General features: G+C 66.7%; 26 protein-coding genes, 1 other RNA gene and 1 pseudogene. 13 read left to right on the top strand and 15 right to left on the bottom strand.

The genetic code is table 11. From position 1 onward, the window contains the following. Positions 1-81: 81 nt before the first annotated feature. The 5 genes from ACZK45_RS08665 to ACZK45_RS08645 all read left to right on the top strand — a co-directional run bounded on the left by ACZK45_RS08665 (position 82) and on the right by ACZK45_RS08645 (position 4,268). Positions 82-600: an RNA polymerase sigma factor gene (locus ACZK45_RS08665; RefSeq protein WP_229301232.1), complete on the top strand. Its 519-nt coding sequence runs from the start codon at positions 82-84 to the stop codon at positions 598-600. Continuing rightward, the gene (locus ACZK45_RS08660) at positions 597-1,601 is read left to right on the top strand and encodes a hypothetical protein (protein ID WP_125895580.1); all 1,005 of its coding nucleotides are present in this window, start codon (positions 597-599) and stop codon (positions 1,599-1,601) included. The genes ACZK45_RS08665 and ACZK45_RS08660 overlap by 4 nt, the downstream gene beginning before the upstream one ends. Before the next feature lie 40 nt (positions 1,602-1,641). Next, positions 1,642-2,238, top strand: coding sequence for an IMPACT family protein (locus tag ACZK45_RS08655; RefSeq protein WP_049400110.1), 597 nt, complete (start codon positions 1,642-1,644; stop codon positions 2,236-2,238). Further along, positions 2,231-4,003 carry an ABC transporter transmembrane domain-containing protein gene (locus ACZK45_RS08650; protein ID WP_032128297.1) on the top strand — a complete coding sequence of 591 codons (1,773 nt, stop codon included), beginning with the start codon at positions 2,231-2,233 and terminating at the stop codon, positions 4,001-4,003. The genes ACZK45_RS08655 and ACZK45_RS08650 overlap by 8 nt, the downstream gene beginning before the upstream one ends. A 70-nt stretch (positions 4,004-4,073) precedes the next feature. Then, the gene (locus tag ACZK45_RS08645; RefSeq protein ID WP_005409247.1) at positions 4,074-4,268 is read left to right on the top strand and encodes a hypothetical protein; all 195 of its coding nucleotides are present in this window, start codon (positions 4,074-4,076) and stop codon (positions 4,266-4,268) included. A 265-nt stretch (positions 4,269-4,533) separates the two neighbouring features. Here ACZK45_RS08645 and ACZK45_RS08640 read toward each other — a convergent pair whose 3' ends face one another. The 3 genes from ACZK45_RS08640 to ACZK45_RS08630 form a co-directional block, all read right to left on the bottom strand. Continuing rightward, positions 4,534-5,658: a prephenate dehydrogenase gene (locus tag ACZK45_RS08640; protein WP_125895579.1), complete on the bottom strand. Its 1,125-nt coding sequence runs from the start codon at positions 5,656-5,658 to the stop codon at positions 4,534-4,536. Then, the gene (gene pdxY / locus ACZK45_RS08635) at positions 5,655-6,563 is read right to left on the bottom strand and encodes a pyridoxal kinase (RefSeq protein ID WP_125895578.1); all 909 of its coding nucleotides are present in this window, start codon (positions 6,561-6,563) and stop codon (positions 5,655-5,657) included. The genes ACZK45_RS08640 and pdxY overlap by 4 nt, the downstream gene beginning before the upstream one ends. Positions 6,564-7,087: 524 nt before the next feature. Next, a complete protein-coding gene (locus tag ACZK45_RS08630; protein WP_293796513.1) occupies positions 7,088-8,287 on the bottom strand; it encodes an MFS transporter in 1,200 nt (399 codons plus the stop codon). A 72-nt stretch (positions 8,288-8,359) separates the two neighbouring features. On the opposite strand from ACZK45_RS08630, the gene ACZK45_RS08625 reads away from it, so the two are divergent. After that, positions 8,360-9,157: an AraC family transcriptional regulator gene (locus tag ACZK45_RS08625; RefSeq protein WP_049463047.1), complete on the top strand. Its 798-nt coding sequence runs from the start codon at positions 8,360-8,362 to the stop codon at positions 9,155-9,157. Positions 9,158-9,249: 92 nt separating this feature from the next. Here the strand turns inward: ACZK45_RS08625 and dnaJ are convergent, their stop codons facing one another. The 4 genes and pseudogenes from dnaJ to hrcA all read right to left on the bottom strand — a co-directional run bounded on the left by dnaJ (position 9,250) and on the right by hrcA (position 14,278). Next, on the bottom strand, positions 9,250-10,374 hold the full coding sequence (dnaJ, locus tag ACZK45_RS08620) for a molecular chaperone DnaJ (RefSeq protein WP_032128292.1): 1,125 nt from the start codon (positions 10,372-10,374) through the stop codon (positions 9,250-9,252). Between the two features lie 154 nt (positions 10,375-10,528). Beyond that, positions 10,529-12,454 (bottom strand): molecular chaperone DnaK, encoded by a 1,926-nt coding sequence (gene dnaK / locus ACZK45_RS08615; RefSeq protein ID WP_093999974.1) that lies wholly within the window; start codon positions 12,452-12,454, stop codon positions 10,529-10,531. Positions 12,455-12,636: 182 nt separating this feature from the next. Beyond that, a pseudogene (grpE, locus tag ACZK45_RS08610) lies at positions 12,637-13,150 on the bottom strand (nucleotide exchange factor GrpE). Between the two features lie 63 nt (positions 13,151-13,213). Beyond that, positions 13,214-14,278, bottom strand: a complete 1,065-nt coding sequence (hrcA, locus tag ACZK45_RS08605; protein WP_107432375.1) for a heat-inducible transcriptional repressor HrcA — start codon at positions 14,276-14,278, stop codon at positions 13,214-13,216. Between the two features lie 115 nt (positions 14,279-14,393). On the opposite strand from hrcA, the gene recN reads away from it, so the two are divergent. Continuing rightward, positions 14,394-16,055 (top strand): DNA repair protein RecN, encoded by a 1,662-nt coding sequence (gene recN, locus ACZK45_RS08600; RefSeq protein WP_032128288.1) that lies wholly within the window; start codon positions 14,394-14,396, stop codon positions 16,053-16,055. 121 nt (positions 16,056-16,176) lie between these two features. Here the strand turns inward: recN and ACZK45_RS08595 are convergent, their stop codons facing one another. Beyond that, complete coding sequence (locus ACZK45_RS08595) at positions 16,177-17,094, bottom strand: LysR family transcriptional regulator (protein WP_125895980.1); 918 nt, start codon at positions 17,092-17,094, stop codon at positions 16,177-16,179. Between the two features lie 97 nt (positions 17,095-17,191). Between ACZK45_RS08595 and ACZK45_RS08590 the strand changes: the two genes are divergently transcribed. Next, positions 17,192-18,436: an SGNH/GDSL hydrolase family protein gene (locus ACZK45_RS08590; RefSeq protein WP_125895981.1), complete on the top strand. Its 1,245-nt coding sequence runs from the start codon at positions 17,192-17,194 to the stop codon at positions 18,434-18,436. A 58-nt stretch (positions 18,437-18,494) separates the two neighbouring features. On the opposite strand, the gene fur is transcribed toward ACZK45_RS08590, so the two are convergent. Further along, on the bottom strand, positions 18,495-18,902 hold the full coding sequence (fur, locus tag ACZK45_RS08585; protein ID WP_005409235.1) for a ferric iron uptake transcriptional regulator: 408 nt from the start codon (positions 18,900-18,902) through the stop codon (positions 18,495-18,497). A 103-nt stretch (positions 18,903-19,005) separates the two neighbouring features. Here fur and ACZK45_RS08580 point away from each other — a divergent pair, with 103 nt between their 5' ends. After that, positions 19,006-19,398, top strand: coding sequence for an outer membrane protein assembly factor BamE (locus tag ACZK45_RS08580; protein WP_010484453.1), 393 nt, complete (start codon positions 19,006-19,008; stop codon positions 19,396-19,398). A gap of 36 nt (positions 19,399-19,434) precedes the next feature. On the opposite strand, the gene ACZK45_RS08575 is transcribed toward ACZK45_RS08580, so the two are convergent. Together ACZK45_RS08575 and ACZK45_RS08570 are read right to left on the bottom strand one after the other, a co-directional pair. Continuing rightward, on the bottom strand, positions 19,435-19,692 hold the full coding sequence (locus tag ACZK45_RS08575) for an RnfH family protein (RefSeq protein ID WP_032128285.1): 258 nt from the start codon (positions 19,690-19,692) through the stop codon (positions 19,435-19,437). A gap of 3 nt (positions 19,693-19,695) precedes the next feature. Then, positions 19,696-20,121 carry a type II toxin-antitoxin system RatA family toxin gene (locus ACZK45_RS08570; protein WP_010484449.1) on the bottom strand — a complete coding sequence of 142 codons (426 nt, stop codon included), beginning with the start codon at positions 20,119-20,121 and terminating at the stop codon, positions 19,696-19,698. A gap of 57 nt (positions 20,122-20,178) precedes the next feature. On the opposite strand from ACZK45_RS08570, the gene smpB reads away from it, so the two are divergent. Beyond that, complete coding sequence (gene smpB, locus ACZK45_RS08565; RefSeq protein WP_010484447.1) at positions 20,179-20,682, top strand: SsrA-binding protein SmpB; 504 nt, start codon at positions 20,179-20,181, stop codon at positions 20,680-20,682. A 161-nt stretch (positions 20,683-20,843) separates the two neighbouring features. On the opposite strand, the gene ACZK45_RS08560 is transcribed toward smpB, so the two are convergent. From ACZK45_RS08560 to ACZK45_RS08550, 3 genes are all read right to left on the bottom strand, one after another. Beyond that, the gene (locus ACZK45_RS08560; RefSeq protein ID WP_032128284.1) at positions 20,844-21,416 is read right to left on the bottom strand and encodes a hypothetical protein; all 573 of its coding nucleotides are present in this window, start codon (positions 21,414-21,416) and stop codon (positions 20,844-20,846) included. A gap of 141 nt (positions 21,417-21,557) precedes the next feature. Beyond that, positions 21,558-22,010: a GNAT family N-acetyltransferase gene (locus tag ACZK45_RS08555; protein WP_478445690.1), complete on the bottom strand. Its 453-nt coding sequence runs from the start codon at positions 22,008-22,010 to the stop codon at positions 21,558-21,560. A gap of 64 nt (positions 22,011-22,074) precedes the next feature. Then, positions 22,075-22,302: a hypothetical protein gene (locus ACZK45_RS08550; RefSeq protein ID WP_478445689.1), complete on the bottom strand. Its 228-nt coding sequence runs from the start codon at positions 22,300-22,302 to the stop codon at positions 22,075-22,077. A 197-nt stretch (positions 22,303-22,499) separates the two neighbouring features. Here ACZK45_RS08550 and ssrA point away from each other — a divergent pair. After that, positions 22,500-22,892: a transfer-messenger RNA gene (gene ssrA / locus ACZK45_RS08545) on the top strand. Between the two features lie 343 nt (positions 22,893-23,235). Continuing rightward, entirely contained in the window at positions 23,236-24,741 is a 1,506-nt protein-coding gene (locus tag ACZK45_RS08540; RefSeq protein WP_223224726.1) for a S8 family serine peptidase, read from the top strand. A gap of 48 nt (positions 24,742-24,789) precedes the next feature. Here ACZK45_RS08540 and ACZK45_RS08535 read toward each other — a convergent pair whose 3' ends face one another. Further along, a complete protein-coding gene (locus ACZK45_RS08535; protein WP_478445688.1) occupies positions 24,790-26,223 on the bottom strand; it encodes an MFS transporter in 1,434 nt (477 codons plus the stop codon). Positions 26,224-26,331: 108 nt separating this feature from the next. Between ACZK45_RS08535 and soxR the strand changes: the two genes are divergently transcribed. Continuing rightward, positions 26,332-26,802: a redox-sensitive transcriptional activator SoxR gene (soxR, locus tag ACZK45_RS08530; RefSeq protein WP_032128280.1), complete on the top strand. Its 471-nt coding sequence runs from the start codon at positions 26,332-26,334 to the stop codon at positions 26,800-26,802. The last annotated feature ends 24 nt before the right edge of the window (positions 26,803-26,826 follow it).

Below are 26,826 nucleotides of genomic sequence, written 5' to 3'. Positions count from 1 at the left end.
GCCACCGGCTATGCGCCATCGCCTGCAGGCCTTACCCTGTACGCCGTGGAAGCCAGCGCACTGCCAACCGATGAAGCCTTGATGCTGGCCTGGGCCGGTGGCGACCTGCGCGCGTTTGAAAGCCTGTATGCGCGCCATCGCAAGCGCCTGTTCGGCTTCCTGCTGCGGCAACTGCGCGACAACGCGCTGGCCGAGGAGATCTTCCAGGACGTCTGGCAGCGGGTGATCAGCGCCCGTGCGGGGTGGCAACCGGACGCGGCGTTCAGCACCTGGCTGTTCCGCATCGCCCACAACCGCCTGAACGACCATTGGCGCGCCGCCCGCCACCGGCCGGCTGCCCCGGCCGATGCCGATCTGCGCCTGGCCGCGATCGAGGATGGACAGACCCCGGAAGGCGAGCTTTCCGAATTCGAACAACGTCGCCGCATCCAGCTGGCGATGGAACAACTGCCGCCCGAGCAGCGCGAAGTGCTGCAACTGCGGCTGGATCAGGAACTGAGCCTGGAGGAGATCGGCCAGATCACCGGCGTAGGCCGGGAAACCGTGAAATCGCGGCTGCGCTATGCGATGGACAAGCTGCGTGCGGGATTGAACGCATGAACCGAGACGAACCGCTGACGCCGGAAGAACGCGAGCTGGCCCGGCTGCTCGGCCGTCGCGCCGAACAGGCACCGCCCGCCGCACTGGACGCCGCCATCCTGGCCGCGGCCCGCGCTGCCGTGGACGCTCCGGCTGCCGATGCGGTCGCCTCTCCCGAAGCACCACGTACGCAGCGCACACGCCCGCGTTGGCCGGCGGTGTTCGGCATCGCCGCCTCGATGGTGCTCGCCATCGGCATCGCCTGGCAGCTGCGTCCGGAACCGCCACCGATTCCGGCGGGTGAGGCCGCTGTTGCGGCGGCACCGGCTGCGGCAGAAGACGTCGCGGCTGCCGATCAGGCCGCTGAGCGCAGTGCAGCCGACAGCGCGGTGGCGACTGCGGAACCGGCCGCTGCGCCCGCAGCACCCGAGGCAGCCCCGGTTGCCGCTGCCCCGGCACCGGCCATCGCGCGCGCAAGCAAGCCTGCGCCGGCCGAGACCGCTGAAGCGCCGGCCCAGGCTGCACGATCGATGGCTGCGGATGCGGCCGCCGATACCTCCTTTGCGGCCCTGCCGCCCGCTCCGGCCGCAGCGCCGGCAGCAGCCCCCCCTGCGCCTCCGGCTCCCACCGCCTACTCGGCACCCGCGCCGCTGATGGCGCCGGTTGTCGCCAGTGGTTCGCTGAAGGCGCGCTCGGCAGGCACGCCAGAGTCCAACAGCGTGCAGGCCGAACAGGCCCCGGCATTGGACCGGGTAGAAATCACCTCGATGAAGCGCGAGGCTCCCAGCCGTTCCGCACCTGGCATCATGCGCCGCGGCAGCGATGCGGGCCTGAGCGCGGATGCCGTGCAGGCCGAGGTGGACGCTGACGCACGACTGCCGCGCCGGCAGTGGCTGCAGAAGATCCGTACACGACGCGACGACGGCCAGCGCGATCTGGCCCGTGCCAGCCTGGAGCGCTACATGCAGCAGTACCCGGAAGCACGCCTGCCGCGCGACCTGCGCCCGCTGCTGGACGACTGAAGCGGACGGGAATACCCGGCAACCCCGTAGAATGACGGGAATGCTCGATACTCTCGCCCAGCCGGTCAGCCACACGCTGGAAGTCAAACACAGCCGTTTCATCGCCCATGCCGCGCCGATCGATGGCGCCGCAGCGGCCATGGCGTTCCTGCAGCAGGTTGCGGTGGCCGATGCCACCCACAACTGCTGGGCCTACCGGCATGGGCAGGACTATCGCTCCAGCGACGATGGTGAGCCGGCCGGCACGGCTGGACGTCCGATTCTGGCGGCGATCGACGGCCAGGGTTTCGACCGGGTGATGGTGGTAGTGACGCGCTGGTTCGGCGGTATCAAGCTCGGTGCCGGTGGCCTTGTGCGCGCCTACGGCGGCGCCGCCGCCGAGTGCCTGCGCACCGCCCCGCGCCTGCCGCTGGTGGCGATGGCCCGGCTGCAGCTGCTGGCCGGCTTCGAGGACCTGGGTACCCTGCATGCCACCCTGCCCGCCTTCGGTGCCGAAAAGCGCGATGAACAGTTCGATGCCAATGGTGTGTGCCTGCGGATCGAATTGCCTGCCGATCAGGTCGACGCATTGAAAATCCGCCTGCGCGACGCCACCCGTGACCGTATCCGCATAGAAGACGACGACCAGGATGACTGACAAGGACGACGCCCCCGCTTCGACCCCGCCGCTGCGGCGCCTCGGCAGCCTGCGCACGCTGTGGCCGTTCGTGCGCCGCCACAGCGGCCTGTTCACCGCCTGGCTGCTGGCCCTGGCGGTGTCTTCTGCAGCCACGCTGAGCCTGCCTCCGGCGGTGAAGCAGATGATCGATCACGGTTTCAGCAGCGGCGGCCAGATCAACCGCGCCTTCGCCCTGCTGATGCTGGTGGCGGTCGTCATGGCGTTGGGCACGGCCGCGCGCTTCTACTTCGTATCGTTGCTGGGTGAAAAGGTCGTGGCCGACCTGCGCAGCCAGCTGTATGCCCACCTGATCCAGCTGGGCGCCGGCTTCCACGACCGCAGCCGCAGCGGAGAGCTGGTCTCGCGCCTGACCGCGGACACCGAACTGCTGCGCAGCGTGGTCGGCTCGACCATGTCCGTAGCATTGCGCAGCACGGTCACCGTCATCGGCAGCCTGGCAATGCTGTTCGTCACCAGCCCGCGGCTGGCCGCATGGTCGCTGCTAGGCATTCCGCTGGCGGTGCTGCCGATCATCATCGGCGCGCGCAAGCTGCGCACGGTCGCACGCAACAGCCAGGACCGCATCGCCGATGCCAACAGCCTGGCCAGTGAAACCCTGGGTGCGGTACGCACGGTGCAGGCACATGCACGCGAGCCGTACGAGCGCGGGCGCTTCGACAAGGCACTCGGTGATGCCATCGGCGCCGCCCGTCGCCGCATCGGCGCACAGTCGCTGGTCACCGCCAGCGCCATCCTGCTGGTGTTCGGCGCCATCGTCGGTGTGTTGTGGCTGGGCGCGCACGACGTCATCGACGGCCGCCTCAGCGCCGGTACGCTGGGCCAGTTCGTGCTGTATGCATTGATCGGTGGCGGCTCGGTGGGCGCGCTGGCCGAAGTGTGGAACGAACTGCAGCGCGCGGCCGGCGGCATGGGCCGTATCGGCGAACTGCTGCAGGAAGACATCGAGATCCGCGCGCCGGCACAGCCGCACGCGCTGCCGCAGCCGCTGCGTGGCGAGATCAGGTTCGACGACGTGGTGTTCCACTACCCGCAGCGACCGGACCAGGCCGCACTGGACCACTTCAACCTGCACGTGCACCCCGGCGAGACCGTGGCGCTGGTGGGTCCGTCGGGGGCGGGCAAGAGCACGGTGCTTTCGATGCTGCTGCGCTTCCATGATCCAGCCAGCGGCCGCATCGACGTGGACGGCATCGACGTGCGCCAGGTCGACCCGGCCGAGCTGCGTGCGCAGCTGGCGCTGGTGCCGCAGCAGCCGACGCTGTTCGCTGCCAGTGCGCGCGACAACATCCGCTATGGCCGCCTGCAGGCCAGCGACGCCGAAGTCGAGGCTGCCGCGCGTGCTGCCGAGGCCGATGGCTTCCTGCGCGCGTTGCCGCAGGGCTATGACAGTGAGCTGGGCGAGCGCGGTGCCCGCCTGTCCGGTGGCCAGCAGCAGCGTGTGGCGATTGCCCGTGCGCTGCTGAAGGATGCGCCGATCCTGCTGCTGGACGAAGCGACCAGCGCGCTGGACGCGCAGAGCGAGCACAGCGTGCAGCAAGCGCTGGAGCGGTTGATGGCGGGCCGCACCACACTGGTCATTGCCCACCGCCTGGCCACCGTGCTCAAGGCCGACCGCATCGTGGTGATGGACCAGGGCCGCATCGTCGCCGAGGGCACGCACGCACAGCTGCTGGCCGAAGGTGGACTGTACGCTGAACTTGCGCGCCTGCAGTTCATCGATTGATGACGTCCGGCTAACATCGGCGCGGCCAAGCTGGCCGCGCAACAACCGCATCCGCTGAAGGAGGTGCACGATGTCGTTCCGTCAGTTCCCCGCCGTCGACAGCAACGGCGAAAGCCACATCATCATCGAGTTCAAGCCCGAGGCGAATGGCAGCGGGCATCACTCTGAAGCCACGCCACGCTACGAACTGGATGACGGGCGGCCGCTGGTGCGCGATGGCCGCGAGTTCACCACCAGTGGCGGCGAGCTGCGACTGACGATCTGAGGTTCGCCGGGCATGACCCGGCGCTACCCGATTTCGTATCGCCCCGCTCTGGCGGGTGTCGACCTTGATCGACCCGCTTTCTTGCCTCTGGTAGGTGTCGACCTTGGTCGACACACCTTTTGCCCAAGGCGGTCGAACATGGCTCGACTCTACAAATGGCGTGATCAATTTTTGGCCAAGCATCTTGACAGCCTTTGCTGGCAGGGCCTGAGCGAGGTTATCCACACGTTTGCTCAGGAACCATCCACACCGCCTGTGGATGAATTCAGCCCAGCACCCGCCCAATGCCGCTGGCGTCCACGTCGGCTGCTGCCCGGGTGATCGCCGCCGCATCGCTGCCGGCCACGAACCCGATGCGAAAATGCACTTCGCCACCAGGCGTGCGCGAGGAATGGATCGAAGCCAGGCTGATGCGATGCTGCTCGAACACGTTCAGCAGCTCACGCAGCGAGCCGGGCCGGTCTTCCGGCAGGTGCACCGACAACGCATTACGCTCGGTCAGGTCAGCCAGCAGATAACCCACGCGTTCAAAGGTGTAGTTGCCGTCCGCCAGCGCCTGCTCGCCGAAGGCACCGCGGTTTGCCGACAGCAGCTGCTCGCGGAATTCACCACGCGCACGGTCGTCGCCCTGCCCGACCTGCGCCTGCAGGGCCTGCAGCTGGCCGACCAGCCGTTCCAGCATCGGCGCCACGTACGGGTTACCGAACTGGATGTCTTCGTAGATCGCCGGGTTGAGCGACAGGATGCGCGAGATGATCGCCGTGTCCAGCTCGAACGATGCCGAGCGGTACGGCATCATCGCGGCCAGATCGCCCAGCTGCGGCTGGTACTGGCGCAGCACGCCGGCCTGGGCCAGGTGGGTGGCATGCACCATCGCCTGTACCAGCGCCATCATCTGGTCGTGGTGCTGCGGCGTGGCCCGCACGCACTCGGCCTGCAGCGCCGTGCACAGCGTATCGACCCATGGCTGCCAGTGCTGCAGCCGCGCTTCGCAGACCACCATCACCCGGCCCTTCAGGGTCGGCGCCTTGGGTGGCGCGGTCATCGGGTGCAGGCCAACCACTTCGGCTTGAGAGGCCAGCATCGCCTGCACCGGCGCTTCCTTCACCGAGGTCACGTCCAGCCACAGCCGGTCCTGCTCACGGCCGGCCGACTGCCGCACGTACTCGGCAATCAGAGCCGGCGTATGCCGGATCGGTGCCGAGAACACCAGCACGTCGGCCTGCGCCAGCAGCTGTTCCGGCGTATGCGAGTCCGGATCGGCCGGATCGTGGCCGATCACCTGCAGCTGCATGTGCTGCTGGAAGAAGCGGCTCAGCCAGCGCCCATAGGCGCCGGCACTGCCGACGATGCCGACCGTGCGCGGCGTGCGTTCGAGCAAGCCGCTCATGCCACGCGTTCGGCGCGGAAGCGCGTGCCTTCGGCCAGTGCGGCAGGCGCCGCCGCGATCACGTCGAACTCTTCGAAGCCATTGTCCAGAGTCGCCTCCAGCGCCGCATGGGTACCGGCAATCGCACGCGAAATCACCTGCTGCATCGATTCACCTCGCAACAGGAACGACACCACCAGCGACATCAGCACGTCACCGGTGCCGGCCACGTCCACCGGCAGCAGCGGCGAAGTCCAGCGCCAGGTTTCCTCGCGACCGACCGCCAGGGTCACCAGCTCACCCGGGTTACCGCCCACGCTGTGCGCGATCACCCAGTGCGGGCCACGGTCCAGCAGCGTGCGCGCGGCGGCGATGGCATCGGCCTCGGCCAGTGCCGGCATACCGGTCAGACGATTCAGTTCGAAGGCGTTCGGGGTCACCAGCCAGGCATGCGGCAGCAATCGCTCGGCGAAGATCGCCTCCAGGCCCGGTTCCACGTAGGGGCCGGTGTGGGTGTCACCAATCACCGGATCCAGGCAGTAACGCAGCTGCGGACAGGCCGGCAGGATGTTGTCCAGCCAGTCGGCGAAGGCGGCACCGTTGGCGGTGCTGCCGAAGTAGCCGGACACCAGCATCTTCGCCCGCTGCGGCAGGCTGCGCTCGTGGGTGCCCAGCAGCAGGTCGGCGAACCAGTCGGCGGGCAGCACGCGACCACGCGTGGTGTCGTAGAACGGCGCGTTGCTCAGCAACACGGTCGGGATCTCCGCCACGCGCACGCCGAGTGCGCGCATCGGCGGTACGGCGGCGCTGTTGCCGGCGTGGCCGTAGACAAGTTGCGACTGGACCGAGATGACATCGATCGGCGACGGACCATCCGGCCGCTGGCGGCGGCCGTGGACCAGGTGGTTATCAAGGGATTCGCTCATGGCCGCATTCTACGCCCAAGGGAGTTTTCGGCAGGGCTTGCAGCCCTGCACCTGCTCAATGCAACGGCAATCGCAACGGCCGAAGCCAAAGCGGCCTTCCGTGGGGTGGCGGGGCGGTGTCGGAGTGCGGGGATGCCGCAAGTACGTCCTTGTAGCCAAAGCGGCATTCCGTGGGGTGGCGGGGCGGTGTCGGAGTGCGGGGACGCCGCAAGTACGTCCTTGTAGGCTTGGCAGCGGCATCCATGCCGCTGACACCCCGCAATCCGACACCGCCCCACCTTCGACAGGTTCACGCGGCTGTTGGTAACTGCGCCTGTTGTTCCGCGCGGCTGTTGGTAGGTGTCGACCTTGGTCGACACATCTGTCAGATATCGAATGAATTCATCCACGCATGGCGTGGATCTACCGTGTCGACCAAGGTCGACACCTACCGGACCCACCCCGCCAACCCGCGGAATGCAGGCTTTTGACGTTGACGTTGATTCAGCAGGTGCAGGGCGGCAAGCCCTGCAAACCCCACCCCCTCAGTGAGCAGCAGGCCGCGACGGTGGCAGCCACGCCGCCACGATGCCCAGCAGCGGCAGGAACGCGGTCAACTGGTAGACGTACTCGATGCTGGTCTTGTCCGCCAGCAGGCCCAGCACAGCCGCCCCAAGCCCACCCATGCCGAAGGCGAAGCCGAAGAACAGGCCGGACACCATGCCGATGCGGTGCGGCATCATCTCCTGCGCGTACACCACGATCGCCGAGAACGCCGACGACAGCACGAAGCCGATCAGCACCGCCAGCACGGTCGTCCACAGCAGATCAGCATGCGGCAGCATCAGCGCGAACGGCGCCACGCCCAGGATCGAGGTCCAGATGATCGGCTTGCGGCCGATGCGGTCACCCAGCGGGCCACCAAGGAAGCCGCCGGCGGCGGACGCCACCAGGAACGCGAACAGATGCAGCTGGGCCTGCGCCACTGGAATGCCGAAGTGGTGGATCAGGTAGAAGGTGAAGTAGCTGCCGATGCTGGCCATGTAGAAGTACTTGCTGAAGATCAGCACCAGCAGGATCGCCAGCACCTTGGCCACGGTGCGCGACGGATGCCGCGGCGCCATCGCAGCCGTGCTGACCGGTCGAGGCGTACCCAGATGCAACGCGTACCAGCGGCCGACATAGGTCAGCAATGCCATGCCGATCAGGGCAGCACCGGCAAACCACGATGCGGCGTGCTGGCCATACGGCACGATCACTGCGGCGGCGATCAACGGGCCCAGCGCTGTTCCGAAATTGCCACCCACCTGGAACACCGACTGCGCGAAGCCGTGACGGCCGCCCGAGGCCAGTCGCGCGATGCGCGAGGCCTCCGGATGGAAGATGGCCGAGCCAATACCGACCATCGCCGCAGCCATCAGCACAACCGCGTAGTTCGGTGCGAAGCCGAGCAGCAGCATGCCGCACAGGGTCGAGGCCATGCCGATCGGCAGCGAGTACGGGGCTGGGCGACGGTCGGTGGCCATGCCGATCAACGGCTGGAAGATCGAGGCGGTAAGCTGGTAGGTCAGCGTGATCAGACCGATCTGGGTGAAGCTGAGATTGAAGCCGCCCTTGATCACCGGATAGATGGCCAGGATCAGCGACTGCATCATGTCGTTGACGACATGCGAGGTGGAGATGGCGGCCAGCACGCCGGGGGCCACCGGGCGTGAGGTCGTTGCGGGAGAAGCCAGGGTCGACATGGACACAGTCAGGTTGGGGGCGAGCCACGCATGCTACGGTGGCCTCCCCCTCCCTTCTGCCGCGTTCGGGTCATGGCATATCGCAAAAAGGACACTCCCTGCCCGGTCCGCGAGACTGCGCCGTGGAACGAGGTTCCGGTGCACCGCCCGGTGACCTGCCGCGCCCGCCACTACAAACCCGGCACCCACATCGCGCCCCACCGGCATCGCCGTCACCAGCTGGTGTTCGCCATGTCCGGACTGATGGTGGTGCGTGCGGACGGCGGCCGCTGGGTGGTGCCCTCGACCCGCGCGATCTGGGTGCCGGCCGGCATGGCCCATGCGGTGGACTGCATCGCTGAGGTGCATATGCGCAGCCTGTATGTGGAACCGGACTTCGCGCCGCAGCTGCCGGACGAGGCGTTCGCGGTACAGGTAGCGCCGTTGCTGCGCGAGCTGCTGCTCGCCGCCAGCCTGATCGAGACCGCGCATGTGGATGACAGCCGCGACGGCCGCGTGGTGCGCCTGCTGCTGGACGAGCTGCACCGCATGGACGTGCTGCCGCTACACCTGCCCTCGCCCTCCGACCCGCGCCTGCAGCGGATCTGCCAGCACATCCAGAAACATCCCGGCGACGACGCCACCCTGCAGGACTGGGCGCAGGCGCTGCAGGTGGACGTGAAAACCATCCAGCGTCATTTCGCCAGTGAACTGGGCATGACCTTCGGGCAGTGGCGGCAGCAGGCGCGGCTGTTGGCCGCCCTGGAGCGACTGGCGGTCGGCGACAAGGTCATCGATGTCGCGCTGGCGATGGGCTACGACAGCCCGAGTGCATTCACCAGCATGTTCAAGCGCCAGCTCGGGCAGACGCCGGCGGCGTTTTTCCGGTAGCGCCGGGCCATGCCCGGCGGCGGCAGTGCGGCACCACAAACGAAAACGCCGGGCATTGCCCGGCGCTGTCGTTCAACACATGCGTCGATGGATCAGGACGTCATCCGGTCCCAGAAGCCCTTCACGCCATCCATGAAGGTGGCCGACTTCGGCGAATGCTTGCGCGCTTCCTCACCGACGAAGGTGGCTTCGAACTGCTCCAGCAGCTTGCGCTGTTCGTTGGTGAGGTTGACCGGGGTCTCCACCACCACACGGCAGTACAGGTCGCCTTCGCTGCGGCTGCGCACCGAACGCACGCCCTTGCCACGCAGGCGGAACAGCTTGCCGGTCTGGGTCTCGGCCGGGATGCGGATCTCCGCTTCGCCGCCCAGGGTGGCCACGCGCACGGTGTCACCCAGTGCCGCCTGCGAGATGCGGATCGGCACTTCGCAGTGCAGATCGTCGCCATCGCGCTGGAAGATCGCATGCTCGCGCACGCGCACTTCCACGTACAGGTCGCCCGGCGGCGTACCGGCCGGACCGGCCTCACCTTCGCCCTGCAGGCGGATGCGGTCGCCGGTATCGACGCCCGCCGGCACCTTCACCGACAGCACCTTGTCTTCCTCGACACGGCCATTGCCGTGGCAGGTCTTGCAGGGCTTGGCAATGATCTGGCCGCGGCCGCCGCAGTTGTGGCAGGCCTGCTGCATGGCGAAGATGCCGCGTTGGATGCGCACCTGGCCGCGGCCATGGCACACGTTGCAGGTCTCGACCTTGCCGTCTTCGGAGCCACTGCCATCGCAGTCGCCGCACTCGGCCAGGGTCGGGATCTCGATGCGGCGCTCGACGCCGCGCACGGCCTCTTCCAGGTCCAGTTCCATCACGTAGCCGATGTCGGCGCCACGACGGGCCTGGCGCGGACCACCGCCGCCACCGCCAAAGATGTTGCCGAAGATATCGCCGAAGATATCGTTCATGTCCGGGCCGCCCGGACCGCCTCCGCCCATGCCGTGCTCGAACGCGGCGTGGCCATGGCTGTCGTACATGCGGCGCTTGTTGCCGTCGGACAGCACTTCGTAGGCTTCCTTGCACTCCTTGAAGGAGGCTTCGGCCGCCGCATCACCCGGGTTGCGGTCCGGGTGGAATTTCATCGCGCATCGACGGTAGGCCTTCTTCAGCTCTTCGTCGTTGGCGGTGCGGGCAACGCCCAGCACTTCGTAGTAATCGCGCTTGCTCATATCGTGAATCGGGTTCCGGAAAGTCGGGATTCGTCAAAGCGGAAGAGCGGAACCAGGTCCGCTCTTGCGTCGGGCGCCCCGACACACCGGTGGGCGGTCAGGACCCTGATGCGACAACGGGACGCTGATGGCCAGCGTCCCGTGTCGGTCCGGATCAGGACTTCTTGTCGTCCTTGACTTCGGTGAACTCGGCGTCCACCACGTCATCCTGCGGCTTGCCCGCATTGCCGGCGTCGGCACCCGGGGCGGCACCGCCCTGGTCGGCCGAAGCGGCGGCAAACAGCGACTGGCCGGCTTCTTCCAGTGCCTTCGACTTGGCTTCGATCTGTGCCTTGTCGTCACCCTTCATCGCGGTTTCCAGGTCGGCCAGCGCCGCCTCGACCTTGCCGATGACATCGCCGCCGACCTTGCTGCCGTGCTCGGTGATGGCGCTCCGGGTGCCGTGGATCAGGGCGTCGGCCTGGTTGCGGGCCTGCACCAGTTCCTGGAACTTCTTGTCTTCTTCGCGGTTGGCTTCCGCGTCGGCGACCATGCGCGCGATCTCTTCCTCGGACAGACCCGAACCGGCCTTGATCTCGACCTTCTGTTCCTTGTTGGTCTTCTTGTCCTTGGCCGACACGTGCAGGATGCCGTTGGCGTCGATGTCGAAGGACACTTCCACCTGCGGCAGGCCGCGCGGGGCCGGCTCGATGCCAGACAGGTCGAACTTGGCCAGCGACTTGTTGAAGCGGGCCTGTTCGCGCTCACCCTGCAGCACGTGCACGGTCACGGCCGACTGGTTGTCCTCGGCGGTGGAGAACACCTGCGAAGCCTTGGTCGGGATGGTGGTGTTCTTCTCGATGATCTTGGTGAACACGCCGCCCATGGTTTCGATGCCCAGCGACAGCGGGGTCACGTCCAGCAGCAGCACGTCCTTGACGTCGCCGCCCAGCACGCCGCCCTGGATCGCAGCACCCAGTGCCACGGCTTCGTCCGGGTTGACGTCCTTGCGCGGTTCCTTGCCGAAGAACTCGGTCACCGCCTGCTGCACCTTCGGCATGCGGGTCTGGCCACCGACCAGGATCACTTCGCTGATGTCGCTCGAACGCAGGCCGGCATCGTTCAGGGCGACGCGGCACGGCTCGATCGACTTCTTGATCAGGTCTTCCACCAGCGCTTCCAGCTTGGCGCGGGTCAGCTTGATGTTCAGGTGCTTCGGACCCGAGGCGTCAGCGGTGACGTACGGCAGGTTCACTTCGGTCTGCTGGGCGCTGGACAGCTCGATCTTGGCGCGCTCGGCGGCGTCCTTCAGGCGCTGCAGGGCCAGCGGATCCTTGCGCAGGTCGATGCCCTGGTCCTTGTTGAACTCTTCAACCAGGTACTCGATGACGCGGTTGTCGAAGTCTTCGCCGCCCAGGAAGGTGTCGCCGTTGGTGGCCAGCACTTCGAACTGCTTCTCGCCGTCGACGTTGGCGATCTCGATCACCGAGACGTCGAAGGTGCCGCCGCCCAGGTCGTACACCACGATCTTGCGATCCTTGTTGTCACCCTTGTCCAGGCCATAGGCCAGCGCAGCCGCAGTCGGCTCGTTGATGATGCGCTTGACGTCCAGGCCGGCGATGCGGCCGGCGTCCTTGGTCGCCTGGCGCTGGCTGTCATTGAAGTAGGCCGGCACGGTGATGACCGCTTCGGTGACCTTCTCACCGAGGAAGTCCTCGGCGGTCTTCTTCATCTTTTCCAGCACCTTGGCCGAGATTTCCTGCGGCGCCATCTTCTTGCCGTCGCTGGTGGCCACCCAGGCATCGCCATTGTCATGGGCGAGGATGCTGTAGGGGACGTGCGCGATGTCCTTCTGCACTTCGGCGTCGGTGAACTTGCGGCCGATCAGGCGCTTCACCGCGTAGAAGGTGTTCTTCGGGTTGGTCACGGCCTGGCGCTTGGCCGAGGCGCCGACCAGGACTTCGCCGTCCTTGGTGTAGGCGACGATCGACGGGGTGGTGCGATCGCCTTCCGAATTCTCGATGACGCGGGCCTTGCCGCCGTCCATGATCGCCACGCACGAGTTGGTGGTGCCGAGGTCGATACCAATGATCTTGCCCATGGGGGAGACTCCTGAGGATGCTTGTTGGGGTCAGTCCGGCCGTTCGGCCGGTGGATGAATACGATGTGGGGGAGGCTCGTGGAACATTCAAGCCATCTCCCGAACGCTGTGTTCAGCGCCTGGAAAACCTTGCCAGGCATGGCCTGGCTCGACCGGGGCCGGGCATCACCCGGCCCAGTCAATCAATCGGCGGCCACCACCACCAGCGCCGGCCGCAGCAGGCGCTCGTTGAGCAGGTAGCCCTTCTGGAACACGGTCACCACGCTGCCCGGGGCGGCGCCCGGGGTCGGCACCTGGCTGATCGCCTGGTGGTGTTCCGGGTTGAACGGCTGGCCGATCGGGTCCAGCAGGACCAGGCCGTTGTCGGCAGCGACCTTCAGCAGCTGCTTGTAGGTCAGCTCCAGGCCTTCGCGCAGCGGATGCGGGTCGTCGCATGCCGGCAGGTCCGGCATCCAGGCTGTCGAATACCGGCAGCAGCTCGCCAAGCAGCTTCTCGTTGGCGAACTTGCGGGCCTGCTCGATGTCACGGGCAACACGCTTGCGCTGGTTCTCGAGGTCGGCGCGCTCACGCAGCGCATCGGCCTTGATCTGCTCGACTTCGGCGCGCAGGCGCTCCACTTCGTCGTTGACGCCGGCGGCGGCGGCCGCATCGGCGGCAGTCTGCTGGGATTCGATATCTGGATGTTCGTGGTTCATGTCTGGGTCCCTGGCGGTCAATCTCCGCCTCCACCCACCCTAGTGTGGGCGGGATGCTGCGTTTCAAGCGTCGGATGTTCCGGGAGTGCGCCCGGCCGGTGAAAAGGCCGCGCCGAGCACATCGGCGGTGGCCTGGACCAGCGGAATCATGCGGTCGTAGGCCATCCGCTTGGGGCCGATCACGCCCAGCACGCCCAGTACCTGGCCATTGGCGGTGTACGGGGCGGTGACCAGCGAGACCCCCTGCAGCGGCATCATCCCGGTCTCCTCGCCAATGAAGATGCGCACGCCCGGGGCCTGGATGGTCCGCTCCAGCAGCTGCAGGATCTCGCGCTTGCTGGAGAACAGCTCGAACAGTTCGCGCAGGCGCTCCAGGTCGGACAGGTCCTGCACCCCCATCAGGCGGGTCTGGCCGGCCACCAGCATGTCGTCGGCGGCCGGCTGCAGGGCCTGCTCGGCCAGTTCGATGCTGTGCGCCAGCAGCTGCTCCAGCTCGGAACGGGCATCGCGCAGCTCCAGCAGCAGGCGGGTGCGGATCTCGGCCATCGGCAGGCCGGCGAAATGCGCATTGAGGTAGTTGGCCACCTGCTCCAGCTGACCCGGCGCGAACTCCTGCCGGGTCTCGATGACGCGGTTCTGCACCTCGTTGTCGGCAAACACCAGGATCGCCAGCACCCGGCGCCCGTCCAGCGCCACGAAATCGATCTGGCGGAAGGCGAACTGCTCGCGCCGCGGCGCACTGACCACGCCGACGAAGTGGCTCATCGCCGACAGCAGCTCCGAGGCGCTGCCGAGCAGGGCCTGGGTGCTGCCGCCGCTGGCCAGCTCCTGGCGCAACCGGGCCAGTTCGCCCTCGCCCGGCGGCTGCATCTGCAACAGGCTGTCGACGAACACCCGGTAACCATGCGCGGTCGGGATGCGCCCGGCCGAGGTGTGCGGCGAGGCCAGCAGCCCCAGGTCTTCCAGGTCGCCGAGGATGTTGCGGATGGTGGCCGGGCTGACCTCCAGGCCGGCCACGCGCGCCAGCGTCTGCGAGCCGACCGGCTCGCCGTCCTGGATGTAACGCGCAATCAGCGTGCGCAGCAGATGGCGCGCACGCGGGGCAAGCTGGTCGGGAGAACCGTGCATGGAATCAACCTGTGAGACACGGACACTAGATAATGGCGGCGCATCACCTTGGCAAGTCATTGGACCTCCCTCGCCCGCGTGCTAGCGTTGCGCGGCTGCTGATACCCCCTTACCCATGCTCAGACATCTTTCGATCAAGGATTTTGCCGTCGTCCGCGCCACCGAACTGGAGTTCGGGCCAGGCATGACCGTGGTTTCAGGCGAGACCGGCGCCGGCAAGTCGCTGATGGTCGACGCGCTGGGCTTCCTGTCCGGCCTGCGCGCCGACAGTGGCGTGGTCCGCCACGGCGCTGCGCGCGCCGAACTTTCCGCCGAATTCGCGCTGGACCAGCTGCAGGCCGCGCGCCAGTGGCTGGCCGACAACGAGCTGGACGACGAGGAACAGTGCCAGCTGCGCCGCGTGATCCGCGCCGATGGCGGTTCGCGGGCGTGGATCAATGGCCGTCCGGTGACCCTGGCCCAGCTGGGCGACCTGGCCTCGTTGCTGGTGGAGATCCACGGCCAGCACGAACAGCAGGCCCTGCTGACGCGCCCGTCGCAGCTGGCCCTGCTGGACGCTTATGCCGGCAACGAGAACGAGCGCCGCCAGGTGCGCCGCGCCGCTGCGGCCTGGCAGGCGCTGGTCGATGAATCGCTGGCGCTGTCGCAACAGGGCGACGTCAGTGACCGGATCGGCTTCCTGGAGCACCAGCTGCGCGAACTGGACCGCGAAGATCTGGAACCGGAGTCGATCGTCGCACTCGGTGCCAGCCACCGCCGCCAGGCCCACGCCAGCGCCCTGCTGAGCGCCTGCCAGGCGGCCAGCAACCAGCTCAATGGCGACGACGGCAGTTCCGCGCTGGACCTGCTGCAGCAGGTGCGCCACGAGCTGTCGCGCCTGATCGAACACGACCCGCGCCTGGGCGAGGTGGACGGCCTGATCGAGAACGCCTCGATCCAGCTGCACGAAGCCCTGTCGCTGCTGGACCGCGTGCATGACGACCTCGACGCCGACCCGGAGCAGTTCGAGGAGAACGAGCGTCGCCTCGGCCGCCTGCACGACCTGGCCCGCAAGCACCGCGTGCCGATGGACGAGCTGGGCGCGCAGCGCGAGCGCATGCATGCCGAAGTGGAACAGCTGCGCGGCGCCGACGAACGCCTGCAGCGCCTGGCCGGCGAAATCGACAAGGCCGCTGCGGCCTGGCGCGTACAGGCCGAGGTGCTGACCGCCAGCCGTCGCAGCGCCGCTGCCGAACTGTCGGCCACCACCACCGGCATCATCGCCGAGCTCGGCATGGGCGGCGGCCAGTTCCTGATCGAGCTGGAACCGCAGGACGCCGGCAAGCCCGACCCGCAGGGTGCCGAACGCGTGGAGTTCCTGGTGGCGGCCAACGCCGGCCAGCCGCCGCGCGCCCTGCGCAAGGTCGCCTCGGGCGGCGAACTGTCGCGCATCTCGCTGGCCATCGAAGTGGCCGCGCTGGACCTGGATGCAGTACCGACCATGGTGTTCGACGAAGTCGACTCCGGCATCGGCGGCGCGGTGGCGGATATCGTCGGCCAGAAGCTGCGCGCCCTTGGCGAGAAGCGCCAGGTGCTGTGCGTGACCCACCTGCCGCAGGTCGCCTCCAAGGGCCACGCGCATTACCGGGTCAGCAAGGCGCCGGTGGAAGGCATGACCCAGAGCGCGGTGGAAAAGCTGGACAGCAAGGCGCGCGAGGAAGAGCTGGCGCGCATGCTCGGCGGCGTGGAAGTGAGCAAGGAAGCGCGCGCCGCCGCCCGCAAGCTGCTGCAGGTCTGAGGCCTGTTCGCGGTTATCCACGCATGGCGTGGATCTACAACGCGCGAGGTAGTGCCGGCCGCTGGCCGGCAACCCAACACAGGTGAACGAAGATCATGAGGTTGCAGGCCAGCGTGCAGCACTACCCCCGTGGCTGCGCCAGATCCACCGTTTCCACCAGAAAATCAAGGAAGGCGCGCACCCGCAGCGGCAGGTAGCCGCCCTGCCCCAGGAACACCGCGTGCACCTCTTCCAGGTCACCGGGGTTGGCCTCCTCCAGCACCGGCAGCAGGCGTCCGGCGGCGATGTCCTCCTGCACCTGGTAGGTCGCCAGCCGCGCCATGCCCAACCCGCCCAGCACCAGCTGCCGCAGCGCGTTGCCGTTGCTGGCGCGGGCATTGCCACTGGGCAGCAGCATGCGCTCGCGACCGTCCTGCAGCAGCGGCCAGCCCTGCATCGCACGCGCATGGCCGATGTCCAGACGGTTGTGCGACATCAGCTCCTCAGCGTTGCGCGGCAGTCCATGCCGCTGCGCGTAGGCTGGCGCGGCCACGATCATCATCCGCGTCGCACCCAGCCGTCGCGCCACCAGGCTGGAACTCTTCAGCGGGCCTGCCCGCACCGCCACGTCGGTGCGCTGCTCAAGCAGGTCGATCACCTCGTCGTTCAAGGTCAGGTCCACGCCCACCTGTGGGTTGCGTTCGAGGAACGCCGGCAGCAGCGGCAACAGGAAATGCTGGCCGAACGGCACGTTGGAATTGACCCGCAGGCGTCCGCGCGGCTCGGCATGGGCGCTGGCGCAGCGCTCGGCCTCCTCCAGGTCGGCCAGCACGCGCAGGCCGCGCTCGTAGAACGCGCAGCCTTCCGGGGTCAGCTGCAGCTGGCGGGTGGAGCGCTGCAGCAGGCGCGTACCCAGCCGCTGCTCCAGCCGTGACACCAGCTTGCTGACTGCCGACGGCGTCATGTCCAGGGTGCGCGCTGCGGCAGAGAAGCCACCGGTCTCGATCACCCGCACGAACACTTCCAGTTCGCCGGATCGGTTGATGTCGGGTCGCGCCATGGCGATGAATCCAGTTCACAGATGATTATCCATGCGCAGTCTAGTTCACAGATCGACGGAGAATCACCATGGCCCTCCCTCCTCCCGGGATTGCCCGATGAACCGCCTCAGCCAGCTCACCGCGACCGCCTTGATCGCCCTCTCCAGCGCAGCCAGTGCCGCCCCGGCCCCGCACTGGGTCGCCAGCTGGCAGGCCAGTCCGCAACCGGTCTGGGGCGCCGATTTCCTGTTCCCGACCCTGGTTCCGGCCACGCTGCAGGACCAGACCTTCCGCCAGACGGCGCGTATCAGCCTGGGCGGGCCTCGGCTGCGGGTGAGGCTGAGCAACGCCTACGGCAGACAGCCGCTGCGGATTGGGGCGGCAAGCGTGACGGCACAGGCAGGCGCAATGCCGCAGCCGCTCAGCTTCGACGGCCAGCCCGGGGTGCTGATCGGCCCCGGTCAGGAACGGCTGAGCGATCCGCTGCCACTGGCCACGGATGACCACCAGGCGTTGCAGATCAGTGTCTTTGTGCCGGGGCCGACGCCCGTGCAGACGTTCCACTGGGAGGGTCGGCAGACCAGTTGGATTGCGCCCGGCGACCAGAGCCAGACCCAGGCTCTGAGCGGGGCCAGCAGCACCACTGCCCGCCTGTTCCTGGCTGGCATCGAGGTCGAGGCGGCGGCCAGCGCACGCAGCGTGGTGGTGATCGGCGACTCGATTACCGACGGCGCCACCGCCAGCCTCGACCAGGACCAGCGCTGGACCGACCATCTGGCGGCGCGCCTGGCATCGCGGGGCGTTGCCGTGGTCAACGCCGGTATTTCCGGGGGGCGGCTGCTGCGCGATGGCATGGGCGAATCCGCCCTGGCCCGCTTCCGGCGTGACGTGCTGGATCAACCAGGCGTGGTCAGCGTAGTCGTGCTGATCGGCATCAATGACATCAGCTGGCCCGGCACCGCCTTCGCCCGGAACCAGGCCCGGCCCACGCTGGCCGAACTGCAGGCGGGGTATCGCACCCTGGCCGAGCAGGCCCATCGGCGGGGTCTACGCATCCTCGGCGCCACCCTGACGCCGTTCGCCGGCGCCCTGCCCGGCACGCCGTTGGACGACTACTACCAGCCGGACAAGGAGGCCCTGCGCCAACAGCTCAATGCCTGGCTGCGCAGCGACAGCCCGTTCGATGCGGTGATCGACCTGGATGCGGCGCTGCGCGACCCGGCCGATCCGTCACGGATGGCCGCCGCCTACGACTCCGGCGACCACCTGCATCCGGGCGATGCGGGTAACCGGGCCATGGCCGAGGCGGTGGATCTGGAGGTGTTGATGGGGCCCCTCACACATGGCGCGGATCTGCCGTAAGCAACGAAAAACCCCGGGCAGGCCCGGGGTTTCGTCGCATCCAGCTGGCTGGAACGGCTTACTTGCGCTTCTTGCGCACGTACAGCACCAGCGAATGCTCTTCCAGCTCGTAGCCGTGGTCGGCCGCGATCTTGCGCTGCAGCTCCTCGATCTCGTGGCTTTCGAACTCGATGATCTTGCCGCTGTCCACGTCGACCATGTGGTCGTGGTGGCCGCCACGGTCCAGCTCGTAGACGGCCTGGCCGCCTTCGAAATTGTGCTTGAGCACGAGGCCGGCGGCCTCGAACTGGGTCAGCACCCGGTAGACCGTCGCCAGGCCGATCTCGTCGCCATGCTCGAGCAGCTGGCGGTAGATGTCTTCGGCGGTCATGTGGTGCTGGGCATTGCGCTGTTCAAGCAGCGCCAGGATCCGCATCCGTGGATGGGTCACCTTCAGGCCGACTTTTCGCAGGTCGTGGGTTTCCATAGGTCTCCGTTCATTGGCGATTTAGCGCCAGCTGCCTCGGATTGGGTCGCGGTGGCACGCCGGGAGTGTATCATCGGTTTGATTTCCCCAACCGCCAGTCCCGATGCGAAATCTCCTGTTGGTCGCCGCCGTCGCCCTGTCCACCACCGGGTGCGGCATCATCTACAAGCAACCCATCTATCAGGGCAACCTGATCCGGGAAGATGCCGTGGCCAAGCTGCAGGTCGGGCAGAGCAAGCAGCAGGTCACCGCGCTGCTGGGCACCCCGTCCATTCCGGACCCGTTCCACGCCCAGCGCTGGGACTACACCTCCAGCCAGCGCGTGAACCGCCTGGGCCGTACCGAGGTGAAGAACTTCACCGTGTTCTTCGACAATGACAACGTGACCCGCTGGGAAGGCGATTACTTCCCGGGTAACGACAAGGCCCTGGCCCAGCAGACCGTGCGCCAGTTCGGCCGCAATCTGCCGAAGGACAAGAAGAAGAAGGGTCGCTGACGCCCCCTGCCCGTCCTCGCGGACGGGCGACAGGAATCAACCGCCGAGCGCGCGACGCCGGCGGTTGTCCTTGGGGTCGGCCTGCAACGGGCGTAGCAGCTCGATGCGGTCGCCATCCAGCAGCACCTGCTGCGGGCGCGCCAGCAGCCCATGCACGGCAGCCGCCGGGCAGTCGGCACTGCCTTCCAGCGCAGCAGCGGCAATGGCCTCGGCCACGGTCGCGCCCTCGTCCAGCTGCAACCGGCGCGAAAGCACCCGCTGCGGCCAGGCCAGCACCACCTCGACCTCGATCATCGCTCAGGCCTCGTCGGCAACGCGGATGAAGTCGTTGACCATGCGGTCGGCCAGGCTCTGGAAGCCCAACGCCAGCGCCGGACCGAGCAGGCGCGAACTGGGCTCGAAGTCCAGGGTCAGGGTGACCTTGCAGGCATCTTCGGCCAGCGCATGGAACTCCCAGCGGCCGTGCAGCTGCTTGAACGGGCCATCGCGCAGCTGCATATCGATGCTGTGCGGGCGCTGCAGGGTGTTTTCAGTCTGGAACCAGGTGCTGAACGAGCCCAGGCCCAGGTCCAGGCGCGCTACCAGCCGGTCCTCGCCCTGCTCCAGGATCTGGGCAGCCGAACACCAGCGGAAACGGCGCGGATAGGCCTGGACATCATTGACCAGGTCGAACATGCGCGCGGCCGAATGTTCGACCAGGGCGCTGCGGCGGATAGTAGGCATGAATACAGGACGTTTCGGCAATCGACCGGGCGGGCCCGAATCGGAGACAATACGGAAATGAGCAAGAACAGCGGCAAGGATAAAGCAAAGAGCGCGACGGCCAACAAAACCATCGCGTTGAACAAGCGTGCCCGCCACGAGTACCACATCGAAGACCGCTTCGAAGCCGGCCTGGCCCTGCAGGGCTGGGAGGTGAAATCGATCCGTGCTGGCCGCGGCAACATCGTCGACGCCTACGCCTACGTGAAGGATGGTGAGATCTTCCTGATCGGCGCGCAGATCACTCCGTTGATCCAGGCCTCGACCCATGTCGTGGCCAACGACCGGCGCGATCGCAAGCTGCTGCTGCACCGGAGCGAGATCGACAAGCTGGTCGGCAAGGTCGAGCGCGATGGCTACACGATCGTGCCCACCGCGATGTACTGGAGCAAGAACAAGATCAAGCTCGAAGTCGCGCTGGCCAAGGGCAAGCAGACCCACGACAAGCGCGATGCCGCCAAGGACCGCGACTGGGCGATCGAGAAGCAGCGCGTGATGCGTCGCGGCAACCGCGACGCGTAAGGCCGTTGCACATGACCATGTAGAGCCGAGCCATGCTCGGCTGCCTTGGCTTTCTGTAGAGCCGAGCCATGCTCGGCTGCCTTGGCTTTCTGTAGAGCCGAGCCATGCTCGGCTTCGGTAAGAAAAGCAGTCGAGCATGGCCCGACTCTACAAAAGGCGGGTCACCCCGCCAGCATGCCCTGCCTGCGCATCCGCGGCGACAGCGCCGCGTGCATCACCGCCAGGTGCATCACTACCGCCAGCTCCGGTGCGTAACGGTCATCGCCCAAGCGCCACTGTTGGGCCAGGTTCGCGGCATCAGCCGGCAGCAACGCCAGCAACTGGGCGTCGTCCAGGGCATCGGCCGCGCCCTGCAGCTGGCGCGCCATCTGTCGCGACTGCCACACATGCACGCCGATGCTGAGACTGGCCAGCGACATCAGCACCACAGCCAGCCCGTGCTCGAACCACTGCGACAGCACTTCCGGCCCCCACAGCAGGGCGGCCAGCACTGCCAGGCCCGGCAGGCGCCACCCCAGCCAATGGATGCGGCCGCGCTGCGACCAGTGCACCACCACCGCGCTGGCGACCAGTGCCGCAGCTGCCGTGGCCGGCAACTCCGTCACCCAGGTGGCCGCCAGCAGCACCGCCAGCACCGCCCAGACCCAGCCCGGCGGCAACGCACGCCGCTGGTAGTCGGCACCGACCGGCCCGATCAGCTGCCGCAGGCTGCGTTGTTGGCTTGCATCGGTCACCCATGGTCTCCGTGTCTGTCCTGGCTCGGATGGTCATCGCCAGTGTGTCGCAAATTCGTGCCCACGAAGTTAGCAATCCGCTATGACAGACGCTCTACAACAAGTTGCGGATTGACAGGACGCGCGGCTCGCCCGCAGCGCTCACCCCGCCGACAGATCCTTGCTGAGGAACACCCTGCATGTGCCGACCGGATCGCATGGCACCCGGCCGAACACGACCCATCCATGCTTCACATAGAAGTCGGGCGCCTGGAAGCTGAGGGTGTACAGCACGCCGGAACGGCAACCGCGACGCCGCGCTTCATCCTCTGCGGCCTTCAGCACACGCGACCCCAGCCCGTTGCCGCGATGGGCCGCTGGCAGATGGAACAGATCCACGAACCACAGGCCCAGTGAGGTTCGCCCGGTAAGGCCCCCTACTACCTTGCCGCTGGCCGGATCGGTAACCAGTACCGCCAGCGCGCGTCGATCGGCACACCCTGCAGCCTCCAGATTGAACTGGTCCAAGCCAGTGCCAATCACCTCCAGCGCTTCGTCGCTGGGTTCATCTGTTACTGCAACGTCTAGCGTCATGGCGTCCTTCCACTGGCTCAACTTCAGGAATCTGGATGCTATCAAGCCTGATCGCACCTACGCCGGCCCGCTTCAGCGTTTGGCGCTATTGCGGCCCGTCTTGAGCACAGACCGATAGCACTGCCTTCAACAACAGATCGGCCTGCAGCCCTGATGCAGGACCTGTTGCCGGAAACGCTGCCGCGAGGGCCTTCGCCGCCTGATCTGCGTGTGGCTGGATGTACCAGGACGATTCAGCCGACAGCATGCCACCGCGCACCTCTTGCCCGATCCGATACTGTCCCCAGTTGCCGGGGCTGACGGAAATGGCCATGAGGCCCCCCGTGGAGTGGTACCGGAAATTCGAGCACGGCGTCCCAAGGGATCGCAACGTGCCAATCAGCTGGGAGACGGACGCTCACCCGCGTGACTGTTCAGGAAGATTGCCGTAAGATCCGTCTCGTTGGGCAGGGTCAGTGTCAGCTTTTATGACGGCATTGGCCCCAAAGCCTTGCAATGCTTGAAGAAACCGGGGGTGCATTGGTTTCGACGGGGGTTGTGAAGTCGCCTGGCGCATGCCGAGGGGGTAGCTTTCCTCGTAAATCCAGCTGCAAAACTCTAGTTGCCAACGACGACAACTACGCTCCGGTCGCTCTCGCAGCCTAAAAACTGCGGTGCGTGACCTTCTGCCGACTTAGGCGGAGCCTCGAAACTGCTTGTGTCCATGCTCGCAGCGTAGAGTCATTATCATGGAATCGCGCTGGGCGGCTGCCTGTCAGTCCGGCACTAGAACACAACAGGCTGGTTCCCGGGTGCGCTTTGCACACCGTGCTGCTCGGGGATGAGATTCAACGGTGAGCTAAGCATGTAGTGCTGGGGATGGAGTGCCTTCGGACGGCGGTTCAATTCCGCCCACCTCCACCAACGAACGGTCCGTCAAGGACCGGAGAAGCCCGGAAATTCCACCAGCGTGGGTTTCCGGGCTTTTTTATTGGCTGCTCTACGCCGCTGCGAAGTTCGACGCCCCGGCGCAATCGCGGTCCGATGCCGTCAAGCAATGTCGGCAACCGCCATCTTCTCTCGCTTTCGACATCACTAAACCACTTCAGAAATTTCCCACCCTCTCCTTGGGGGGGATGTGTCCGCGAAGCCGTTCGTCCTTGGTCGCCATCAAGAGGAGACCACGGGACACCTGCACCCTTCACATCCAAGCCGAGCCCGCGGGGCACGGCCTGTTCGACACATCTTCCACAAAGGAACTGTATCCATGCGTACGTCGCTTCGGGTTTCCCTTGCCAGTGCCATCACCCTGGTCCTGGCCAGCGCCCCCGCCTTCGCCCAACCCACCGAACGGGTATGGACGCGAGGCATGGCCAGCAACGAGCAGTACAGCAGTTTCATCGTCAAGTACCGGGACGGCAGCAGCAAGCGCGTCTCCGCCACCACCGCGCAGGATGCGCTGAAGAAGCGCCTCGGCGTCCAGCAGCGCAGCAAGCGTTCGATCGGCAACGCACCGCCAGCAGCCGCGTCCGTAACCCATCAACGCCGCATGGGCGGCGGGGCCGACGTGGTCACCACGGACAAGCCACTGGACCTCCCGGAAGCGCAGATCCTGATGCAGCGCATCGCCGACGATCCGGACGTCGAGTATGTGCAGCCGAACTACATGATGAGCGCATTCGCCACACCGAACGACCCACGCTACGGCGAGCAGTGGCACTACAGCAATCCGACCAGTGGCGCGCGCCTGCCCGGCGCGTGGGATCGCTCCACTGGCCAGGGCGTGGTGGTGGCTGTGGTCGATTCGGGCTACCTCAACAACAACGACCTGCAGGCCAACCTGCTGCCGGGCTACGACATGATCTCGTCGACCCGTCCGTTCAGTGATTGGCAGTGCATCATCGGCGGAATGAATCCCGGCTGTGGCGGATCCGACGATGGCGATGGACGCGACGCCGATGCCTTCGATGCCTCGGGCATCGCACACGGCACCCACGTCGCCGGAACGGTCGCTGCGGTGACCAACAACCAGATCGGCGTGGCCGGCGTGGCCTACAACGCGAAGGTCGTGCCGGTACGCGTACTCGGCAACCAGGGCAATGGCGGTTCCGCCGACATCATCGATGGCATGCTCTGGAGTGCCGGTATCAACGTGCCCAACGTCCCGGCCAATGCGAACCCGGCCGAAGTCATCAATCTCAGCCTGGGCGGCCGCCGTGCCTGCTCGCCGGCCGAGCAGGATGCAATCGACGACATCACCGCGCAGGGCACCATCGTGGTGGTCGCCGCCGGCAACAGCAATCTGGATGTGTCCGAGTTTGCTCCGGCGAACTGCAAGGGCGTGATCGCGGTGGCTGCCAACGATCAGGGCGGGCGACGCGCGTTCTACTCCAACTATGGCGCAGGCATCCATATCACCGCACCCGGTGGTGAAACCTGGTCCTGCCGCGCGTCCGTCGGCGAGTTCCTGCCGCTGGCCACGCCGCCTAGCCAGGCCAACTGCGCCCCGACCCGTCAGCATCCGGCGCAGGGCATCCTGTCCACGGTGGGTAACAACGCCTTCGACTTCATGTCCGGCACTTCGATGGCGGCGCCTCACGTCGCTGGCATCGTCGCGCTGATGCAAGCGGTGGCGCCGGTGCCAAAGACCACCGACCAGGTCAAGGACATCCTGCGTCGCACTGCGCACCCGATCGCCGCAGCGAACTGCCCGGGTGGCTGCGGGCCAGGCATCATTGACGCGGCCGAAGCCGTGAAGGCAGCCAGCAACTGATGGCATGGCGCAGCGGCCCGGCAAGGTCGCTGCGCCCTCCTCCGTTCCTCAGTTCACGTCTGCCGGAAAGCGGCATCGCTTCACCAGCAGCATGCCCAGCATCGGCGCCAGCGCGAAGGTGGCAAACAGCCACCGGGCCGCACGCGCGGTTTCCTCGGCCCCGCCCGGCTCGATCAGTCCCGCTGCATTGGCGACCATCCCGGCAAGCGCTGCCCCGGCCGCGGTGGCGAACAGCTGGATGGTGGTGATCGACGCACCGGCGCGCTCCTGTTCCTCCGGCGGTGCAGAGGTCAGAACACGTGTCAGCAGGTGAGGCCAAGCCAGACCCACGCCGATCCCGATGACGGCCAGCGCCACGCAGATCGGCACCATCTGCAACCACGTACCGCTGCCCGCAGCCGGCACCCGCAGCGCCAGCCCGATCATGCCCACCCACCCCAGCGCCGGGCCGATCATCAACGCCCGGTCAACGGCGCGCCCGCTGAAGCCGGAGCCGACCAACGACCCGAGCGTCCAACCGGCCGCCATCAGCGCCGCGAGGTAGCCCGCAGCAAGCGGTGATTGTTGATGCAGCACCTGCAGGAACAGTGGCACGAAGACCTCGCCGCTGGTGATCATCACCACCAGCAGCGACATCAGCCCATACAACGCGGCCAGCGGCGAGCGGAGCCGGAGAGCGCCGGAAGGAAGCAGCGTCTGCTTCGCGCGGGACTCGATCCTCACCAGCACCACTGCGAGGAACACGGCCATCACGATGCCAATGAAATTGTTGACTGCGCTCGAGGATGTACTGCCAAGGGAGACGCTGATGACGGCCAGGGTCAGCAGCAGGATCTGCAGCCACGGGACCGAGGACCTGGCCGCAGCTGAAGACGATGCCTCCCTCTGCGGAAGGACGTTCGACGCCAGCAGCGCGAACAACACGGCAACCGCGGTGACCGACCAGAATGCGGCCCGCCATACGCCCCATTCGGCGAAGACGCCGCCCACCGCAGGCCCGATCAACGTCGCCACGCCCCACATCCCCGAAACCAGGGCCATCGCGCGGGGCCAGAGCGGTTCTTCGAACGCGAGCCGGATCATGGCGTAGGCCAGTGCGAACAGGAAGCCGCCGCCGACACCCTGCACCAGCCGCCCCACCAGCATCATCGGCATCGAGGTCGCGAGCGCGCAGATCACGGCACCGGCTGCGAAGATGAGCGTCGCCAGTGCATAGCTTCCACGAGGCCCGGCACGTTCAAGCAGCTTGATCGACAATGCCGACCCCAGGATGGACGCGACCACGAAGAGCGTGGTGTTCCATGCGTAGAGATCCAGGCCACCGATGTCCTCCACCACGGTTGGCAACATGGTGGTGGCGATGTAGACGTTGACCGCATGCAGTGCGACCCCGCCCGCCAGGGCAAGTGAGCGCACTGCATTGCGGCCGGACAGGAGATCGCCCCAGCGGGTGCCGGGGACGGCGATGCCTTGCTGTTCCATTTTCGTTCAAACCTATGATTCATGACCTGCAGCCCAGGGTTCACATGCAGGAAAAAGGGAACTGCCTTATAAAACCTCATGTATTGATGAGGTCAAGGAACCCCGGCCATGAAGATCGATGTCAGCGTTCCGCTTTCCGTGGGCGAAGTCGCGCGTCGCAGCGGGGTCAGCATTGCCACCGTCCACTTCTATGAAGCCAAGGGACTGATCCATGGCTGGCGCAACAACGGCAACCAGCGCCGCTACCGCCGCGACGTGCTGCGGCGCATTGCCGTGATCAAGGTCGCACAGCGTGCAGGCGTTCCCTTGGCCACGATCAAGATCGCGCTGGATGATCTTCCAGCCGAACGGGCGCCCAGTTCGAAGGACTGGGCAAGGCTGTCCAGCAACTGGCGCGACATGCTGAACGAGCGCATCCGCAGCCTGGTCCAGCTGCGCGACCAGCTTGACGGCTGCATCGGCTGTGGTTGCCTGTCACTGAAGGACTGTCCGTTGCGAAACCCTGGCGACCAGTTGTCACAACGCGGCGACGGGGCCGTCTTGCTTGAATCGGACGACGGCAGCCGGAATGGGTCATGATCCATTGCTGCACGCGGCACTGAC

It is taken from the genome of Stenotrophomonas sp. 63632_Sma (genome assembly GCF_056482875.1).
This window is presented reverse-complemented; position numbering and strand designations above follow the sequence as displayed.